The 18,146-nt window shown below is 56.5% G+C and carries 17 protein-coding genes and 1 riboswitch; of the genes, 11 read left to right on the top strand and 6 right to left on the bottom strand.

Annotated elements, in window-relative coordinates; genetic code table 11:
• Positions 1 to 2: 2 nt before the first annotated feature.
• The 4 genes from ubiC to malK all read right to left on the bottom strand — a co-directional run bounded on the left by ubiC (position 3) and on the right by malK (position 4,216).
• Positions 3 to 500 carry a chorismate lyase gene (ubiC, locus tag QLG03_RS12365; RefSeq protein WP_017900123.1) on the bottom strand — a complete coding sequence of 166 codons (498 nt, stop codon included), beginning with the start codon at positions 498 to 500 and terminating at the stop codon, positions 3 to 5.
• Positions 501 to 687: 187 nt separating this feature from the next.
• On the bottom strand, positions 688 to 1,617 hold the full coding sequence (gene malM, locus QLG03_RS12360) for a maltose operon protein MalM (RefSeq protein WP_165458186.1): 930 nt from the start codon (positions 1,615 to 1,617) through the stop codon (positions 688 to 690).
• A gap of 114 nt (positions 1,618 to 1,731) precedes the next feature.
• Positions 1,732 to 3,021: a maltoporin gene (locus tag QLG03_RS12355; protein ID WP_044525126.1), complete on the bottom strand. Its 1,290-nt coding sequence runs from the start codon at positions 3,019 to 3,021 to the stop codon at positions 1,732 to 1,734.
• Between the two features lie 85 nt (positions 3,022 to 3,106).
• On the bottom strand, positions 3,107 to 4,216 hold the full coding sequence (gene malK / locus QLG03_RS12350) for a maltose/maltodextrin ABC transporter ATP-binding protein MalK (protein WP_002884743.1): 1,110 nt from the start codon (positions 4,214 to 4,216) through the stop codon (positions 3,107 to 3,109).
• Positions 4,217 to 4,586: 370 nt separating this feature from the next.
• Between malK and malE the strand changes: the two genes are divergently transcribed.
• The 3 genes from malE to malG all read left to right on the top strand — a co-directional run bounded on the left by malE (position 4,587) and on the right by malG (position 8,356).
• Positions 4,587 to 5,777, top strand: coding sequence for a maltose/maltodextrin ABC transporter substrate-binding protein MalE (malE, locus tag QLG03_RS12345; protein WP_255989528.1), 1,191 nt, complete (start codon positions 4,587 to 4,589; stop codon positions 5,775 to 5,777).
• A 129-nt stretch (positions 5,778 to 5,906) separates the two neighbouring features.
• On the top strand, positions 5,907 to 7,451 hold the full coding sequence (gene malF / locus QLG03_RS12340; protein WP_023291623.1) for a maltose ABC transporter permease MalF: 1,545 nt from the start codon (positions 5,907 to 5,909) through the stop codon (positions 7,449 to 7,451).
• Between the two features lie 14 nt (positions 7,452 to 7,465).
• Positions 7,466 to 8,356 (top strand): maltose ABC transporter permease MalG, encoded by an 891-nt coding sequence (malG, locus tag QLG03_RS12335; RefSeq protein WP_002884725.1) that lies wholly within the window; start codon positions 7,466 to 7,468, stop codon positions 8,354 to 8,356.
• 192 nt (positions 8,357 to 8,548) lie between these two features.
• Here the strand turns inward: malG and psiE are convergent, their stop codons facing one another.
• The gene (psiE, locus tag QLG03_RS12330; RefSeq protein WP_004206282.1) at positions 8,549 to 8,959 is read right to left on the bottom strand and encodes a phosphate-starvation-inducible protein PsiE; all 411 of its coding nucleotides are present in this window, start codon (positions 8,957 to 8,959) and stop codon (positions 8,549 to 8,551) included.
• 370 nt (positions 8,960 to 9,329) lie between these two features.
• On the opposite strand from psiE, the gene QLG03_RS12325 reads away from it, so the two are divergent.
• The 6 genes from QLG03_RS12325 (at position 9,330) to QLG03_RS12300 (ending at position 13,207) form a co-directional block, all read left to right on the top strand.
• A complete protein-coding gene (locus QLG03_RS12325; RefSeq protein ID WP_072421177.1) occupies positions 9,330 to 10,607 on the top strand; it encodes an L-serine ammonia-lyase, iron-sulfur-dependent, subunit alpha in 1,278 nt (425 codons plus the stop codon).
• Positions 10,608 to 10,669: 62 nt separating this feature from the next.
• Complete coding sequence (locus QLG03_RS12320; protein ID WP_023291621.1) at positions 10,670 to 11,410, top strand: AzlC family ABC transporter permease; 741 nt, start codon at positions 10,670 to 10,672, stop codon at positions 11,408 to 11,410.
• A complete protein-coding gene (locus QLG03_RS12315; RefSeq protein ID WP_004206276.1) occupies positions 11,403 to 11,723 on the top strand; it encodes an AzlD domain-containing protein in 321 nt (106 codons plus the stop codon). The genes QLG03_RS12320 and QLG03_RS12315 overlap by 8 nt, the downstream gene beginning before the upstream one ends.
• 20 nt (positions 11,724 to 11,743) lie before the next feature.
• Positions 11,744 to 12,124, top strand: coding sequence for a Rid family detoxifying hydrolase (locus QLG03_RS12310; protein ID WP_047718378.1), 381 nt, complete (start codon positions 11,744 to 11,746; stop codon positions 12,122 to 12,124).
• Positions 12,125 to 12,233: 109 nt separating this feature from the next.
• Positions 12,234 to 12,743: a GNAT family N-acetyltransferase gene (locus tag QLG03_RS12305; protein WP_101862368.1), complete on the top strand. Its 510-nt coding sequence runs from the start codon at positions 12,234 to 12,236 to the stop codon at positions 12,741 to 12,743.
• An 8-nt stretch (positions 12,744 to 12,751) separates the two neighbouring features.
• Positions 12,752 to 13,207, top strand: a complete 456-nt coding sequence (locus QLG03_RS12300) for an acyltransferase (protein ID WP_032454553.1) — start codon at positions 12,752 to 12,754, stop codon at positions 13,205 to 13,207.
• Positions 13,208 to 13,254: 47 nt separating this feature from the next.
• Here QLG03_RS12300 and pgi read toward each other — a convergent pair whose 3' ends face one another.
• Complete coding sequence (pgi, locus tag QLG03_RS12295) at positions 13,255 to 14,904, bottom strand: glucose-6-phosphate isomerase (RefSeq protein ID WP_023291617.1); 1,650 nt, start codon at positions 14,902 to 14,904, stop codon at positions 13,255 to 13,257.
• A 348-nt stretch (positions 14,905 to 15,252) separates the two neighbouring features.
• Positions 15,253 to 15,488: riboswitch (Lysine riboswitch) on the top strand.
• A 179-nt stretch (positions 15,489 to 15,667) separates the two neighbouring features.
• Between pgi and lysC the strand changes: the two genes are divergently transcribed.
• Together lysC and panS are read left to right on the top strand one after the other, a co-directional pair.
• Positions 15,668 to 17,017: a lysine-sensitive aspartokinase 3 gene (gene lysC, locus QLG03_RS12290; RefSeq protein ID WP_032454552.1), complete on the top strand. Its 1,350-nt coding sequence runs from the start codon at positions 15,668 to 15,670 to the stop codon at positions 17,015 to 17,017.
• Between the two features lie 138 nt (positions 17,018 to 17,155).
• The gene (gene panS, locus QLG03_RS12285) at positions 17,156 to 18,085 is read left to right on the top strand and encodes a ketopantoate/pantoate/pantothenate transporter PanS (RefSeq protein ID WP_023291615.1); all 930 of its coding nucleotides are present in this window, start codon (positions 17,156 to 17,158) and stop codon (positions 18,083 to 18,085) included.
• The last annotated feature ends 61 nt before the right edge of the window (positions 18,086 to 18,146 follow it).

The following is an 18,146-nucleotide window of genomic DNA, read 5'->3' as shown; positions in this document are numbered from 1 at the left end:
TCTTAGTACAACGGCGACGCAGGCAAAAACAGCTCGGTCAGCAGCAGGGGTTTGCCGCTCAGCCGCAGGCGGGAACGACGCCCCCATAGCGCTGCATCGCGACCAATTTCAATAAAATCGCGGGTTAACGTCGACGACGTGAACAGGTATCGGCCCAGCGGGGTCTGCCCGAGCTGCTGTAGCGCCAGCTCCGGCCCACACAGCGTCGACTCCGGCACCACCGTGCGTCCGGCCAGCCAGGGCTCGCCATCGGCATTGAGTATAATCTCCCGCAGCCAGTAGCGCGGCTCGTCGGGCAACAGCGCCGCTTCGTCAGCCAGCGCCTCACGCCCGATATACCCTTCGTTAACCAGGGTGACGGTGACCTGCTTTCCTTGTTGCTCAAAACGCTGGGTCATTGAGTCCTCCAGCAGCAGCCAGTCACTCAGGGGCGGCGCCAGGGGCGGCATAACGGCAAAATAGCGCAGCGCACGCAGTCGCGTAAGCGCAGGATGGGACATGCCTGATTCTCCGGTACATAACGTGAGAGCATTGTATCGCAGAATAGGCGGTTGGTGGCGGGCAAACGTCAATATACGATCATTCACGCAACAGCCATGCAACAGACCGCCGCGCGTGCAAAAAAAGGTGCATCCCGGAGGATGCACCTAAAGGCTGTGCCTAAACATCAGCATTGTGGGGAGACGATTACCCCTTGCCTTTTACACTGCTGATAAAGGTGGAACGAGCGGATTTGGAGCCGAGGCGCTCAGCTTCGTTCATCAATTTCAGGGCTTTGTCGATGTCACCTTGTTTCACCGCCTGCTTAATACCGTTGTTGAAGTAGGTCTCGGTATCGCTGAGCATCGGTTCGCTTTTGGCGGCCGGCGCCGCAACGGCTGCGGCGGCTGGCGCAGCTACCGGCGCCGCGGTGTTACCGACGGTGACCGGGCCCGGGCCGGAGGAGCCGAACAGCGGCCCCACCAGCACGCTGGAGGTGCTGTTGGTTTTCACTTTCAGCTTCAGCACGCCATCGGTGGTATGTTTGGCGATCGGATCCGGGATGTCCGGCGCCGCATTGCCTGCGCCTTTGGCATAGGCCTTCGCCGGATCCAGCAGGGTGGTGGTCTGCTGGAGATCTTTTTCAGTGGTAAACACCAGCACATAGAGCTTCTGCTGGCCCAGCGCCGGGGTCAGGCGCATCACTCCGCCCAGGCGATCGGCAGTCATCACGCCCGGCTGCTGATAGGTAAAGTAGTTGCTGGGAAAGAACGCCGCTGGCGTCATGTTCTGGTCGAGAATCAGCACGTTCGGCGCAAAAATCTGTTTATGTTTGTTCAGTTCGCTGTCGAGGGTCAGGGTCAGCTCACCGATATTGGCCGGCACGCTCCAGGCGGCGACCGGACCGACGATCCCTGGAACATCCAGGCGTTGACCGCCGGTGGTTAAATCTACGCTCTGCGTCTTCGATTGATCGGCAGGCGTCCAGATCAGCTGCTGCAGCGCGCTGGCTGGAATAGACGGCGCGGCGCTGGTGTTCTGCGGTACAAAGTTAACATCGGCAAGGCTCATCCCCGGCACGCATGCCAACATCCCTGCGGATAAACACAGAGCGACGAGAGTTTTCTTCATTTTCATTCTTCTCACCTTGGATAGCATCGGTTTAGCGGTAGCCAGGCAATAGCGCGCTAACCCTGAATAGTCAGGAGGGGCCGATGCCCCTCCCAGGTTACACCCGTCCTGCGGACGGTATTACCACCACACTTCCATCTGGGCACCGAAGGTAACTTCGCTGTCGTCACCGCGGCTGGAGGTGAAAGCGCCGCTTCCGCTGCTGTCTCTCGTCTGCAGACCAGAGGTGTTGCTGTAGCCCCAGTTTTCATCCCACTTCGCGTAGGTTGCGAAGATACGGATAGCCGGACGAGACCAGACGCTGTTGCCTGCCTGCCACTGTTGAGCCAGAGTAATTTTGTACTGGTTGTTGTTTTCGCTGGTACGCTGGGATTTCACGTTGTCGTAACCGATTTCCAGCTGGGTGCTCATGATCGGCGTCCATTTGTACATCGGACGAACACCCACGGTGTACCAGGTGGAGCCGTTTTTGCTGTCCAGATCCACGTCCTGGTACATCGCAACGTACATCAGGCCCCAGTCATCGTTGAAGTCCATCGCGCCGTGATCCAGAACGCGGATCATGCTGCCGTTGTTATCGATGCTGGTTCCCTGAGAGTGGCCGCTGTTCCAGGAGGTCATTGCGTCAGTGGCGTACTGAACCACAAACTTGTTGAAGCCGCCCCAGATGGACTGAGTATGTTCACCGGTCCACATCCAGCCGTCTTTCGACGCGCCGTCTTCCAGGCGATAGTCATCCTGCGGGTTCGCACGGCCGTAATCGACGCCTAACTCCAGCACGCCGCCCGGGTTGGTTTCCAGGCCCGCCAGACGGATGTCAAAGACGTCGTTGGCAGTTTTCGCAGCATATTTCTTGGTGTCATCGCTGGAGAAAGTATAAGAGCCGCCGCTTTCTGAGTTACGGGTAGCGGCCAGAGAGAGCTTACCGAAGCCAAGGTCAACGTTTTCCAGACCTGCACCCGGGCCGGAGATATCCCAGTAGTAGAAGTCGATCATGTGAACGTCATGACGCTGATAGAAGCGTTTACCCGCCCACAGCGTGGAGCCCGGCAGCCAGTCGATCAGGTTTTTACCCTGGATGTTGGCTTCACGGAACGCCGGAGAGGTGCTTTCCCAGTCATCTTCCTGATTCACGGAATAGGCAACGTTAGTATCGAAATAAAAACTCTTATCTCCTTCCTTCCACAGCTCCTGGCCCAGCTTCAGTTCCGCATAGGTTTCACATTCGTTACCAAGACGGTATTTACTTTGAGCGCCGGTCGCTTTGAAGCACTGTTGCTCGCCGCCGCTGCCGGTCCAGCCAATGCCGGAACGCGCGTAGCCATGGAAATCGACAGCCAGCGCCTGAGCAGACATAACGCCTGCCGCGACGGCGACCGCCAGTGGAAGTTTGCGCAGAGTAATCATCATTCTATCTCCTGAGATCATTGCTTTTCTTTGCACGCTTCGCCGGTGTACCGCCAGCCGGGTTCGCGCCTTTTTTTAATGGGAAGCCTTACACGCCCGGCTCTTTATGCAGCCGACGACAAGCGGTGCCATCCTCACGGAATAAATGGCAACGTTCTGGCGGCAAACCGATAGCGAATGTGGCTCCCTCTTCTACCAACACCACGTCGTTCTGGCGGTAGACCAGGTTTTGACGGATGGCGGGGATCTGGATATGAATTTGCGTTTCGTGACCTAACTGCTCGACAACCTGAACCTCGCCTTCGAGGGTCACATCGGCGATATCGCTGGGCAGTAAATGCTCCGGGCGGATACCTAAGGACATGTTGGCGCCCGCCTGAACGTTGGCGCTGTCCACCGGTAGCCAGATTTGCTGACGGTTTGGCAGTTCAACCTGCACCTGATCGATAGCCGTCGCGGTGACTTTGACCGGCAGGAAGTTCATCTTCGGTGAACCGATAAAGCCGGCGACGAAGCGGTCAGCCGGATAGTGATAGAGTTCCAGCGGTTTCCCGACCTGCGCCACACGGCCGGCGTCGAGGACCACGATCTTGTCCGCGAGGGTCATCGCTTCCACCTGATCGTGGGTCACATAGATCATGGTGCGGCCCAGTCGCTTATGCAGACGGGAGATTTCGATACGCATCTGAACGCGCAGGGCGGCATCGAGGTTGGAGAGCGGCTCATCCAGCAGGAAGACGCTCGGCTCAGCCACCAGCGTACGGCCAATCGCCACACGCTGGCGCTGACCGCCGGAGAGGGCTTTCGGTTTACGCTCCAGCAGATGGGCCAGCTGCAGCACTTCCGCCACCTGGGTCACCCGCTGGTTAATCAGATCTTTTTTCGCGCCGGCCAGCTTCAGGCCAAACGACATATTTTCCGCAACGGAAAGGTGGGGATAGAGCGCATAAGACTGGAATACCATCCCAACGCCGCGTTCTGCCGGTGGGATCTCGTTCATGCGGGTGTCACCGATAAACAGGTCCCCGCTGGTAATAGTTTCTAACCCGGCAATCATACGCAGCAGGGTAGATTTGCCGCAGCCCGATGGCCCGACAAACACGACGAATTCCCCTTCGTGGATATCGAGATTGATATCTTTCGATACCACCACGTCACCCCAGGCTTTCGTTACATTTCGCAGCTGTACGCTCGCCATGCCCTTCTCCCTTCGTTACAACCTGTCACTAACAGTCACATTCAAGATGGGTCGACTATGCGGCATTCATTAGCCGGGCAAATCCTCCACCCCCCGGCTTTTTTATGGGGGAGGAGATGGGAGGATGAGAGATTGGCTCTCGCCGCGGGGGATGGCGGGCAGCGGGTGATTTCGTGATGGAGGCGACAAAATTGGGCGCTTTTTTCTGTGCTCCAGGACGCAATACGGCCGTTTTTGCAATGGAGATCACACAACCAGCGGGTGGGGCGTAGACCTGGGGAGGATGGAAAGGGGTTGTTAAAAAAGGAAACTCATCATCGTTAAGCCACCGAAGTGTATCCACGAGTACAACACCAAAAAGGACGGGTATATGAAAATCAAAACTGGCGCTCGCATCCTCGCGCTGTCGGCACTGACCACGATGATGTTTTCCGCCTCTGCCCTCGCGAAAATTGAAGAAGGTAAGCTGGTTATCTGGATTAACGGCGACAAAGGCTACAACGGCCTCGCTGAAGTGGGTAAAAAGTTTGAAAAAGACACCGGCATTAAAGTTTCTGTAGAACACCCGGACAAGCTGGAAGAGAAATTCCCGCAGGTTGCGGCGACCGGCGACGGCCCGGACATCATCTTCTGGGCGCATGACCGTTTCGGCGGCTACGCGCAGTCCGGCCTGCTGGCGGAAATCACCCCGGACAAAGCGTTCCAGGACAAACTCTATCCGTTCACCTGGGATGCCGTTCGCTATAACGGCAAACTGATCGCCTACCCGATCGCGGTGGAAGCGCTGTCCCTGATTTACAACAAAGACCTGGTGCCGAACCCGCCGAAGACCTGGGAAGAGATCCCGGCGCTGGATAAAGAACTGAAAGCGAAAGGTAAGAGCGCGCTGATGTTCAACCTGCAGGAACCGTACTTCACCTGGCCGCTGATCGCTGCCGACGGCGGATACGCGTTCAAGTTTGAAAACGGCAAGTACGATGTGAAAGACGTCGGCGTGGACAGCGCAGGCGCGAAAGCGGGCCTGATCTTCCTGGTTGACCTGATCAAGAACAAGCACATGAATGCCGATACCGATTACTCCATCGCGGAAGCGGCCTTCAACAAAGGTGAAACCGCGATGACCATCAACGGTCCGTGGGCGTGGTCTAACATCGATAAGAGCAAGGTTAACTACGGCGTGACCCTGCTGCCGACCTTTAAAGGCAAACCATCGAAACCGTTCGTTGGCGTGCTGAGCGCGGGGATCAACGCCGCCAGCCCGAACAAAGAGCTGGCGAAAGAGTTCCTCGAAAACTACCTGATGACCGATCAGGGTCTGGAATCCGTTAACAACGACAAACCGCTGGGTGCGGTGGCGCTGAAATCCTTCCAGGAAAAACTGGAAAAAGATCCGCGCATCGCTGCCACCATGGCGAACGCCCAGAAAGGCGAAATTATGCCTAACATCCCGCAGATGTCCGCCTTCTGGTATGCCGTTCGTACCGCGGTTATCAACGCCGCCAGCGGTCGTCAGACTGTCGATGCTGCGCTGAAGGATGCCCAGAGCCGTATCACTAAGTAATGCTGTAGCGCACGTGCCGGATGGCGGCATGAATGCCTTATCCGGCCTACACAATCCGTAGGCCGGATAAGCGCAGCGCCATCAGGCACTGACGCCGACAGATGTTTAACGCTGTAGAGGATGATCCCCATGGATGCCGTTAAAAAGAGACACTGGTGGCAAAGTCCGCAACTCACATGGTCTGTGATTGGCTTACTGTGCCTGCTGGTGGGTTACCTTGTTGTTTTGATGTACGCCCAGGGGGAGTACCTGTTCGCCATCATGACGCTGATTTTAAGCTCAGTTGGCCTGTATATTTTCGCTAATCGCAAGGCCTATGCCTGGCGCTATGTCTATCCCGGCCTCGCCGGCATGGGCCTGTTTGTCCTGTTTCCGCTGATCTGTACTATCGCTATCGCGTTCACCAACTACAGCAGCACCAACCAGCTGACCTTTGAGCGCGCGCAGCAGGTGCTGATGGATCGCTCCTTCCAGGCCGGCAAAGCCTATAACTTCACGCTGATCCCGGCAGGCGACGAGTGGAAGCTGGCCCTGACCGATGGCGAGAGCGGTAAAAACTACCTTTCCGACGCCTTTAAATTCGGCGGCGAGCAGAAGCTGGCGTTAAAAGAAACTGACGCCCTGCCGGAAGGCGAGCGCGCCAACCTGCGCGTCATTACCCAGAACCGCACCGCGCTGAACCAGCTGACCGCCGTACTGCCTGATGACAGCAAAGTGATCATGAGCTCGCTGCGCCAGTTCTCCGGCACCCAACCGCTGTATACGCTTGGCGAAAACGGCGAGCTGACCAACAATCAAACCCACGTCAAATACCGCCCGAACAACGACGTTGGTTTCTACCAGGCAATCAACGCCGACGGTAGCTGGGGCACAGAAAAGCTGAGCCCGGGCTACACCGTGACTATCGGCTGGGATAACTTTACCCGCGTCTTCCACGATGAAGGCATCCAGAAACCATTCTTCGCCATCTTCGTCTGGACGGTGGTGTTCTCGGTTCTGACCGTGGTGCTGACCGTCGCGGTGGGGATGATCCTCGCCTGCCTGGTGCAGTGGGAAGCGTTGAAAGGCAAAGCGATTTACCGTGTCCTGCTGATTCTGCCGTATGCCGTACCGTCATTTATTTCGATTCTGATTTTCAAAGGCCTGTTCAACCAGAGCTTTGGTGAAATCAACATGATGCTCAGCGCTCTGTTCGGCATTAAACCGGCGTGGTTTAGCGACCCGACCACCGCGCGCACCATGATCATCATCGTCAACACCTGGCTGGGCTACCCGTACATGATGATCCTGTGCATGGGGCTGCTGAAGGCGATTCCGGACGATCTGTACGAAGCGTCGGCAATGGATGGCGCCGGCCCGTTCCAGAACTTCTTTAAAATTACCTTCCCGCTGCTGATTAAGCCGCTGACGCCGCTGATGATCGCCAGCTTCGCCTTTAACTTTAACAACTTCGTCCTGATTCAACTGTTGACCAACGGCGGTCCGGACCGTCTCGGCACCACCACCCCGGCCGGTTATACCGACCTGCTGGTGAGCTACACCTACCGTATCGCCTTTGAAGGCGGCGGCGGTCAGGACTTCGGCCTGGCGGCGGCTATCGCAACGCTTATCTTCCTGCTGGTTGGCGCGTTAGCGATTGTGAACCTGAAAGCCACACGCATGAAGTTTGATTAAGGGAGATAACGATAATGGCTATGGTCCAACCCAAATCGCAGAAGCTACGTTTATTTACCACGCATCTCCTGCTACTGATTTTCATCGCGGCGATTATGTTTCCGCTGCTGATGGTTATCGCTATCTCGCTGCGCGAAGGCAACTTCGCCACCGGCAGCCTGATCCCGGATACCATCTCCTGGGAACACTGGCGTCTGGCGTTAGGCTTCAGCGTCGAACACGCGGATGGCCGCGTCACGCCGCCGCCGTTCCCGGTCCTGCTGTGGCTGTGGAACTCGATTAAGGTCGCCGGGATTACCGCGATCGGCATCGTCGCCCTCTCCACCACCTGCGCCTACGCTTTTGCCCGTATGCGCTTCCCGGGGAAAGCGACCCTGCTGAAAGGGATGCTGATTTTCCAGATGTTCCCGGCGGTGCTGTCGCTGGTTGCCCTGTACGCGTTGTTTGACCGCCTGGGCCAGTACATCCCGTTCGTCGGCCTCAACACCCACGGCGGCGTGATCTTTGCCTACATGGGCGGTATCGCCCTGCACGTCTGGACGATTAAAGGCTACTTCGAAACCATCGATGGCTCGCTGGAAGAAGCGGCGGCGCTGGATGGCGCGACCCCATGGCAGGCGTTCCGCCTCGTGCTGCTGCCGCTGTCGGTGCCGATTCTGGCGGTGGTCTTTATTCTGTCGTTCATCGCCGCCATCACCGAAGTGCCGGTCGCCTCGCTGCTGCTGCGCGATGTGAACAGCTATACCCTGGCGGTAGGCATGCAACAGTATCTCAACCCGCAGAACTATCTGTGGGGCGATTTTGCCGCCGCGGCGGTACTCTCCGCCATCCCAATCACGGTAGTGTTCCTGCTGGCGCAGCGCTGGCTGGTGAACGGCCTGACGGCGGGTGGGGTGAAAGGTTAAGTTTTTTTGTAACACCGGCCCCAAATTTCAGATGGGGGCCGACGGTCTAGCCGCAATACACGACCCCAACCGGGTATTGTCGCCGTCGCCCTCAGCTGAAAAAGTAAGGCCAATGCCACTGCTATCCTCAACTGGACCCTACATAAATTCTATTTGTGACTGTTGGTCAGCGGCCCTGGAGGCCGCTTTTTTTTATTCGCGTTTCAGGCGATTGGAGTTACACAGCCAGAGCGTAATCACCAGGATCAGGATCGCGGCGGAGTATATGAGCACCGCCATCGGCGATTCATGATCGATGATGATCAAACGCACAATCGCGGTGATGCCGATATAGACGAAATAGCGCAGCGGGAAGTGGAACCCCGACTGAAAATACTTGACGATCAGCGCGATAAATTCGAAGTAGAGAAAGTAGACCACCAGTCCTTCCACCAGCCGGTACTTACTGGTCGGCTCCGGGGTAAAGAGGACATCGGCCAGATGCAGCGTCTCTTTACCGAGGAAGACGATCAGGATAATCCCCAGGCACAGCAGCCCCAGATTCAAAACCGTTTGCATCGCAGTGGCGATAAAATTTACCAGTGGGCGATAAACCGACGACATATTCACACCTCATAATCAGTCCTTGTTGCGTCCGGTATAGCGCAAAAGTGTGATCCAGATCTACAGTTACCCCTCACCGCGTGGGCTTTCCACGTTTGCGCCCTCAGGACAGGATTTCGGCAAAAGAGAAAAATGCTCTCCTTAACGGCGTGTGATCGACATAACTGAATCCCCTTTTTTGTATAAAAACATCCATGCACAATCATTGTTAATCAATAAGTTAATTTACATACAGGCCTGCATGTTTAGATAAGGCTAAAAATAAAATTTTTCTCCAGACCTCAATAAATAAAGGGTTATTTGAGGAAGTTTTTTTCTGCCGATTCCCTTAGCATATTTCCTCATCATCTTACGTCCAGGAATCATAATAATGTCTGACCAAACATCCTCACTTTTTATTCGCTGGCTACAGCGAGAAGTCGCACCAGCATTAGGTTGTACGGAACCTGTTGCTATTTCATTTACCACCGCTTACGCCGCGAAACATTTAGCGACACCCTGCGAAAAAATTAGCGGTTTTATTTCTGCCAACCTGTATAAAAACGCCACGGGCGTCACGATTCCCGGCACGACAGTTAATGGCGTCGCGCTGGCCGCCGCCATCGGCGCCTTTGGTGGCGATGCCGATAAGGGATTACAGACCCTGGCAGGCATTACTTCACAGCATGTGGAACAGGCACAAGCGCTGGTGGATGCCGGCCACGTTACTATTGACGTCCAGGATACGCCTGACTTTATTCATCTCGATCTCACCCTCAGCGCCGGTGACCAGACCTGTCGCGTCGTGGTAAAAGGCACGCATACCAATGTGGTCGAGTTATATATTAATGGCGAACAGCAGCCATTACACGCCGGGGAAAATAGCGCCACAGCGCAGACTGAACTGCCAACTTTCTCTCTCCAGGAAGCGTATGACTTTATTATCTCCACGCCGGTTGAGAATATTACGTTTATTCTGGAAGCCGCCCGCCTCAATAGCGCACTGGCTGCAGAAGGCAAATCGAAAAAGTATGGGTTGAATATTAACGGAACATTCTCTGAAGCCGTTAAAAATGGTTTGTTAAGTAATGACTTAATGAGCGAGGTCATTATCAACACCGTCGCAGCTTCCGATGCGCGTATGGGCGGAGCCCCGGTGGTCGCCATGTCGAACTTCGGCTCTGGCAACCAGGGGATCGCAGCGACCATGCCGGTAGTTACCGTCGCCGAGCATCTGAATGCCGATGAAGAGACGCTCGCTCGCGCGCTGGCGCTCTCGCATCTGACGGCCATTTCCATCCATTCGCGCTATACCCGCCTGTCCGCACTGTGCGCGGCCTCCACCGCCGCCATGGGCGCCGCCGCCGGTATGGCATGGCTGTTTACCCGCAATATCGAAACCATCAACACCGCCATCATCAATATGATTAGCGATGTTACCGGCATGATTTGCGATGGCGCTTCCAACAGCTGCGCGATGAAGGTCTCCTCGGTGGTTTCCAGCGCCTTTAAATCTGTGTTGATGGCGATGCAAAACCGCTGCGCCAGCGCCAACGACGGCATTGTCTGCGCCGACGTCGAACAGTCGATTAATAACCTGTGCCGCCTCGTGATTAAGCCTATGGCGCAAACCGATAAAGAGATCATTCGCATTATGGTCAGCAAATAAGACCAGCCCTTTTGTACCCTACGCAATAATGATTTATTGCCTGCACCAACAGGTATTTTACGATGAATAAAAAAGTCATATTACGCGGCGCCAGCGCCATTATGCCCCTGTGCATCGGGGACTTTCCTTTCTCGTTCATTGTTGGCGCATTAAGCGTCAGCGCCGGTATGAGCGTCTGGCAAAGTACCGCGTGGTCGGCGATTGTGATTGCCGGTTCGGCGCAAATGCTGGCACTGAATATGTTAAAAACCGGCGCCACGCTCGGCGTGATTATTTTCACCACATTAATTATTAATCTTCGCCATGTGCTGTATAGCGCCTCTATTTCCGGCACCGTGCGCGAAGCCTCATTCTTTAAAAAATGCTTTATGTCCTATGCGCTCACCGACGAAGTGTATGCCACCACCGTCAAAGAGATGGAAGGAAACAAAAAGGAAAAATATCTGTTTTATGGTTCGGCGATGGTCACCTTCTGGGCGATTTGGGTGCTGGCCGATTTTCTTGGCGCGCTGGTCGGCGCCTCGTTTCCCCACATTGAGAAATACGGTCTCGATTTCGCCATGGTCGCCGCCTTTATCGCCATCGTGGTGCCGCAAATTAAAAGCCAGGCCTGCACCGTCGCCGCGGTAGTGGCCGCCGTTTCCGGCGTGCTGTTAGTGGTCCTGCCCTACTCGCTGGGTATCGTCGTCGCCTCCGTGCTCGGCGTCCTTGCCGGCCTGTGCGTCGACCTGGCGGAAGAGCGCAAGCAGATGGCAACAACCGAATCCGATATGCCGTTAGTGGAGGCGCTGGAAAATGAGTAATAGCTATTTTATCGCCCTGACGCTGGGCATGGCCGCGGTCACTTTTCTTATTCGTTTCTCGTTTATCGGCCTGGCCGGCAAGATCCAGATGTCTGAGCGGGTGACCAAAACATTGCGCTTCGTGCCGGTCACCGTCCTGCCGGCCATCATCACCATTCAGATCCTGAGCGTGAATTCCAGCATGGAGTTCGACTTAAAAAATCCGAAGGTGATCGCCGCCATTATCTGTACGCTCGCCAGCTTCCGTTTAGGTCTGGTGTGGGTGGTGGTGAGCGGCGTCGGCTCGCTGGTGCTGTTGAATTATTTTCTGTAACTGTTTGAAGGGGTAACCACATGATTATTACTACCGCTGACGCGCCCGCCGCGATTGGTCCGTACGTTCAGGGCGTCAATCTCGGCGCGATGACCCTCACCTCCGGCCAGCTGCCCATTAATCCGCAGGACGGCACCATGCCCGACGACATTGCCGAACAGGCGCGCCAGTCGCTGGAGAACGTGAAAGCCATCGTCGAAGCCGCCGGCCTCACCGTTGGTCAGATCGTCAAAACCACGGTGTTTGTGAAAGACCTGGCGGATTTTGCCGCCATTAATGCCGCCTACGAGGCCTTCTTTACCGAACATCAGGCGGCCTTTCCGGCGCGCTCCTGCGTGGAAGTAGCCAGGTTACCGAAAGACGCTGGCGTCGAAATCGAAGCGATCGCTTTCGCCCGTTAATCCCCCCGGCTGGAGGAAGAACCTCCAGCCCCTTCCCCACCGATTTTTGTCGTTCCACGTTGTTCATATTACAGGCACTATAGCCACTGAACGACCCGAGGAACGCAGCATGTTAACTATCCGAAAGGCATTGCCCGAGGACGCGCCACAACTGAGCGCGATGGGTTATGCCAGTTACCAGCACCACTTCGCCAATCTCTGGCGCAATGCCGATGAACTGGCGTTATTTCTTAAGCAAGAATATGCCGAAGATGCGCTACGTCGGAGTCTTACCGATGCCAACCATCATTGGCTCATCGCCGAAGCCGCTTCCCCCGTTGGTTTCGCTAAATATAGCTATCAGCAGCGAATGGCTGAAGATGGCACGATGGGTACGCTGCTGCATAAGCTCTACCTGATGCCGGGGGAGACTGGCCACCGCTACGGCGAGCAGATTTTTCACGCCATCGAGACGCGAGCAAAAACGGCCGGCGAACGCTGGCTGTGGCTGGAAGTACTCGCCGCGAATCCCGCCGCGCGCCGTTTTTACGAACGCCAGGGGATGCAGCACATCAGAGACACGACTTTCCATTCCGCCAGCCAGCAAAGCACCTTACATATTCTGGCCAAACCGCTGTGAGAGGAACTATGCCTGAGCTTCGTGATACCGGCGTACGTAACGTCGTCTGTGGGAAAAATGTCGTTATTTATCAGCCCGCCAACCTGTACGACTGCACGCTGGGTGATAACGTCTTCGTTGGACCGTTCGTTGAGATCCAGGGGAATACCCGCATCGGCGCGGAGAGTAAAATCCAGTCGCATACCTTTATCTGCGAGTACGTCACCATTGGCCGGCGCTGTTTTATCGGTCACGGGGTGATGTTCGCCAACGACCTGTTTCGCGACGGCAAACCAAACGCCGACCGCGCCAGCTGGGGGCGGATTGAGATTGGCGATGACGTGTCGATCGGTAGCGGCGCCACGATTCTGGCCGTCAGCATCTGCGACGGCGTGGTGATTGGCGCGGGCAGCGTGGTGACGAAGTCCATCACCGAGAAAGGCGTGTGGGCGGGAAACCCAGCCCGCCTGCTGCGGAGGCTGTAAAAAAATGCCGACCATAAGGTCGGCATTTCGTCTTAACGGCGCAAGCGTTATGCGCGCCAGGCTTTATAACGGTTAATCAGACCGTTAGTGGAGCTGTCGTGGCTGCTGACTTCGCTGCCGTCTTTCAGCTCCGGCAGGATGCGGTTAGCCAGCTGTTTGCCCAGCTCAACGCCCCACTGGTCGAAAGTGAAGATGTTAAGGATCGCGCCCTGGGTGAAGATTTTGTGCTCGTACAGAGCAATCAGCGCCCCGAGGCTGAACGGGGTGATCTCACGCAGCAGGATAGAGTTAGTCGGGCGGTTGCCTTCGAACACTTTGAACGGCACCACGTGCTCCAGGGTCGCCGGATCTTTACCCTGATCGCGATATTCCTGCTCCACCACTTCACGGGATTTACCGAAGGCCAGGGCCTCGGTCTGGGCGAAGAAGTTGGACAGCAGCTTCGGATGATGATCGGAGAGCGGGTTGTGGGTGATAGCCGGGGCGATGAAATCGCACGGTACCATTTTGGTGCCCTGATGGATCAGCTGGTAGAACGCGTGCTGACCGTTGGTGCCCGGCTCGCCCCAGATGATCGGGCCAGTCTGGTAGTCCACGGCGTGGCCGTTACGGTCGACATACTTACCATTGGACTCCATGTTGCCCTGCTGGAAGTAGGCGGCAAAACGGTGCATGTACTGGTCGTACGGCAGAATCGCTTCGGTTTCCGCACCGAAGAAGTTGTTGTACCAGATACCGATCAGCGCCAGCAGCACCGGCAGGTTTTTCTCCGCCGGGGTGGTGGAGAAGTGTTTATCCATCGCATGCGCGCCAGACAGCAGCTCAACGAAGTTGTCGAAGCCCACGGAGAGAATGATGGACAGGCCAATCGCCGACCACAGGGAGTAACGGCCGCCAACCCAGTCCCAGAATTCGAACATGTTGGCGGTGTCGATGCCGAACTCGCCAACCGCTTTCGCGTTGGTGGAGAGCGCCGCGAAGTGTTTAGCCACATGCTTGTCGTCGCCCGCGGTCGCCAGGAACCAGTCGCGCGCGCTGTGGGCGTTGGTCATGGTCTCCTGAGTGGTGAAGGTTTTGGACGCGACCAGGAACAGGGTGGTTTCCGGGTTGACGTTCTTCAGCACTTCGGCGATGTGGGTGCCATCGACGTTGGAGACAAAGTGCATGTTGAGGTGATTTTTATATGGACGCAGCGCTTCGGTGACCATGAACGGACCGAGGTCGGAGCCACCGATACCAATGTTGACCACGTCGGTGATCGGTTTGCCGGTGTAGCCTTTCCAGCTACCGGAGATAATCGCTTCAGAGAAGGCTTTCATCTTCTCCAGCACAGCGTTCACTTCCGGCATCACATCTTTGCCATCAACCACAATCGGCGTATTGCTGCGGTTGCGCAGCGCGACGTGGAGTACCGCGCGATCTTCGGTGCGGTTGATCTTTTCACCGGAGAACATCGACTTGATGGCGCCTGCAAGATCGGTCTCTTTCGCCAGATCCTGCAGTTTAGCCAGCGTCTCTTCGGTGATGCGGTTTTTGGAGAAGTCCACCAGCATCAGATCGTCGAACGTCGCGGAAAACTTAGAAAAACGGTCGCTATCTTTGGCGAACAGCTCGCTGATAGTGACATCTTTCATTTCGTCGAAGTGTTTCTGTAATGCCTGCCAGGCAGAGGTCTGCGTTGGGTTGATGTTTTTCATTAGCAATACTCTTCTGATTTGAGATTGTGACTTCGGTCGATTGTAGCGCCGGTGACGGAAAATTGTGATGATTTTTGTGACTTGTCCCTGACGCCGGTCAGGAATCAGGTCAAAACGGAGTAAAAAGCCCCATTAGTATAGCTATCATAAGGCTTTTTTCTGTTAGCCGCAGGGGCATGAAAAATCCGCATAACCGCAGCGTTGACATAGCTGGCGTTAAGCCTTTATATATCCGCAGTGCTTACGTATTGTAAGTATCTATTGCTCGCGCATTTCACGCTACAGCGAAAGGGTATTCGCGGGGGATATAATGTCCTTATTCCCCCGGCCAGGTGAAAGACGTCGGTAATTGCCAGAAGAGGTGCGTTGCCCAGGTAACCGTATTGGAGGAACCAGTCCGGCGAAAATACGTGAGGGGGAGCAACGCCGAGGTGAAAGAGCGTCTGGTTACGCTCCTCACCGGCCACAGGGGCTGAATCCCCTGGGTTGTCACCAGAAACGTTCGCAGTCGGGCGTTTCATACCCGAACACTTCAGCGCCCAGAGCGGTGAGTCGGGTCTACAAGGTGGAGCACTTCTGGGTGACATCGTAGTTGTTTATCATTCTGCGCCACCCTGTTTATCGCTCTTCCCTTGTGCCATGGCTGAATAATTTGGCCTGGCTTATTAAGACATTTTGTTGCGATCCGGCGGCATCCAGCCCCTGCCAGGATCGGTGTTCAGGAATCGTTTTAATAAGTCAGGCCCCCTGACACGAGGTTGTTATGACAGATTTAGTCGTCGCCAAATTTGGCGGCACCAGCGTTGCTGATTTTGACGCGATGAACCGCAGCATTGATGTGGCGCTGCTCGATGCCAATACCCGTATTGTTGTGCTCTCCGCCTCTGCCGGCGTGACCAACATTCTGGTGGCCTTAGCGGAAGGGCTGGAACCCACCGAACGTTTTGCCCAGCTGGACGCTCTGCGCCAGATCCAGTTCAATATTCTGGAGCGTTTGCGCTATCCCAACGTGATCCGCGAAGAGATTGAGCGCCTGCTGGAAAATATCACCACGCTGGCGGAAGCCGCCGCGCTCGCCTCCTCTAGCGCGCTGACTGACGAACTGGTCAGCCATGGCGAACTGATGTCCACCCTGCTGTTTGTAGAGATTCTGCGTGAGCGCGGAATTCAGGCGCAGTGGTTTGACGCCCGTAAAGTGCTGCGCACTAACGATCGCTTTGGTCGCGCCGAACCGGATATCGCCGCCGTCGCCGAACTGACTCAGCAGCAGCTGACGCCGCGTCTGGCGGAAGGCCTGGTGGTGACGCAGGGCTTTATCGGCAGCGAAGCGAAAGGCCGCACCACCACCCTCGGCCGCGGCGGCAGCGACTATACCGCCGCTCTGCTCGGCGAAGCGCTGAATGCCACCCGCGTCGATATCTGGACCGATGTGCCCGGGATCTATACGACCGACCCACGCGTCGCGCCTGCGGCGAAACGCATCGACGTCATCGCCTTTGAAGAGGCGGCGGAAATGGCCACCTTTGGCGCCAAAGTGCTGCACCCGGCGACCCTGCTGCCTGCCGTGCGCAGCGATATCCCGGTATTTGTCGGCTCCAGTAAAGAACCTAAAGCGGGCGGTACGCTGGTGTGTAAAACCACCGAGAACCCGCCGCTGTTCCGCGCGCTGGCGCTGCGTCGCCGCCAGACGCTGCTGACGCTACACAGCCTGAATATGCTGCACTCCCGCGGCTTCCTCGCCGAAGTGTTCGGTATTCTGGCGCGCCATAACATCTCCGTCGATTTGATCACCACCTCCGAAGTGAGCGTGGCCCTGACCATGGACACCACTGGCTCAACCTCTGCGGGCGATACCCTGCTGACCCAGGCGCTGCTGACCGAGCTCTCCTCGCTGTGCCGCGTGGAAGTGGAAGAAGACCTGGCGCTGGTTGCCCTGATCGGCAACGAGCTGTCGAAAGCCTGCGGCGTCGGCAAAGAGGTGTTTGGCGTCCTTGATCCGTTTAACATCCGCATGATCTGCTATGGCGCGTCCAGCCACAATCTCTGCTTCCTGGTGCCTGGCGCCGATGCGGAGAAGGTGGTGCAGACGTTGCATCATAATTTGTTTGAATAAAATTCCTTAGCACGATAAACAATACCTATAGCCGGGCTCGAACCCGGCTTTTTTATAACAACATCAACACAACCAGCTGACCTGCTCGCCGCCCTACCAGGACGGCGCGGCCGGTTTGCGTATCGCAAGGAACACAACATGCTCGCAACTCTGACGCGGCTGTTCCCGTTATGGGCACTGCTGCTCTCCGTTCTGGCCTATTACACCCCCACCACCTTCACCCCGATCGGCCCGTGGGTTACCACCCTGCTGATGCTGATTATGTTCGGTATGGGGGTACATCTGAAGCTGGCGGATTTCAAACGCGTCCTGTCGCGTCCGGCGCCGGTCGCCGCAGGGATATTTCTGCACTATCTGGTGATGCCGCTCGCCGCCTGGCTGCTGGCGCTGCTGTTTCATATGCCGCCGGAGCTCTCCGCCGGGATGGTGCTGGTGGGCAGCGTCGCCAGCGGGACGGCCTCCAACGTGATGATCTTTCTGGCCAAAGGGGATGTGGCCCTGTCGGTGACCATCTCCTCGGTCTCCACCCTGGTCGGCGTCATCGCGACGCCGCTGCTGACCCGTCTGTACGTCGACGCGCACATTCAGGTCGACGTCATGGGGATGTTGCTGAGCATTCTGCAGATTGTGGTCATTCCCATCGCCCTGGGGCTGATTGTCCATCATCTGCTGCCGAAGGTGGTGAAAGCGGTGGAGCCGTTCCTGCCCGCTTTCTCGATGGTGTGCATTTTGGCGATCATCAGCGCGGTGGTGGCGGGTTCCGCGGCCCATATCGCGTCCGTCGGCCTGGTGGTGATTATCGCAGTGATCCTGCATAACACCATTGGCCTGCTCGGCGGCTACTGGGGCGGACGTCTGTTTGGTTTTGATGAATCCACCTGCCGTACGCTGGCGATCGAGGTGGGGATGCAGAACTCCGGCCTGGCGGCCGCGCTGGGGAAAATTTACTTCGGCCCGCTGGCGGCGCTGCCGGGAGCCCTGTTCTCCGTCTGGCATAACCTGTCCGGTTCGCTGCTGGCCGGATACTGGTCAGGGAAGCCCATCGCCAAAAAAACCAGCAAGCGCTGAGCGTGACACGTCCGGGCGCCGGCCCGGACGTATGCCTGCTTTAGTTGCCATACAGGCTATC

This window comes from Klebsiella sp. V115_8 (assembly GCF_029967715.1).
Classification (GTDB): domain Bacteria; phylum Pseudomonadota; class Gammaproteobacteria; order Enterobacterales; family Enterobacteriaceae; genus Klebsiella; species Klebsiella quasipneumoniae.
The sequence above is the reverse complement of the archived record's forward strand: the minus strand, read 5'-3'. Positions and strand labels throughout refer to the sequence as shown.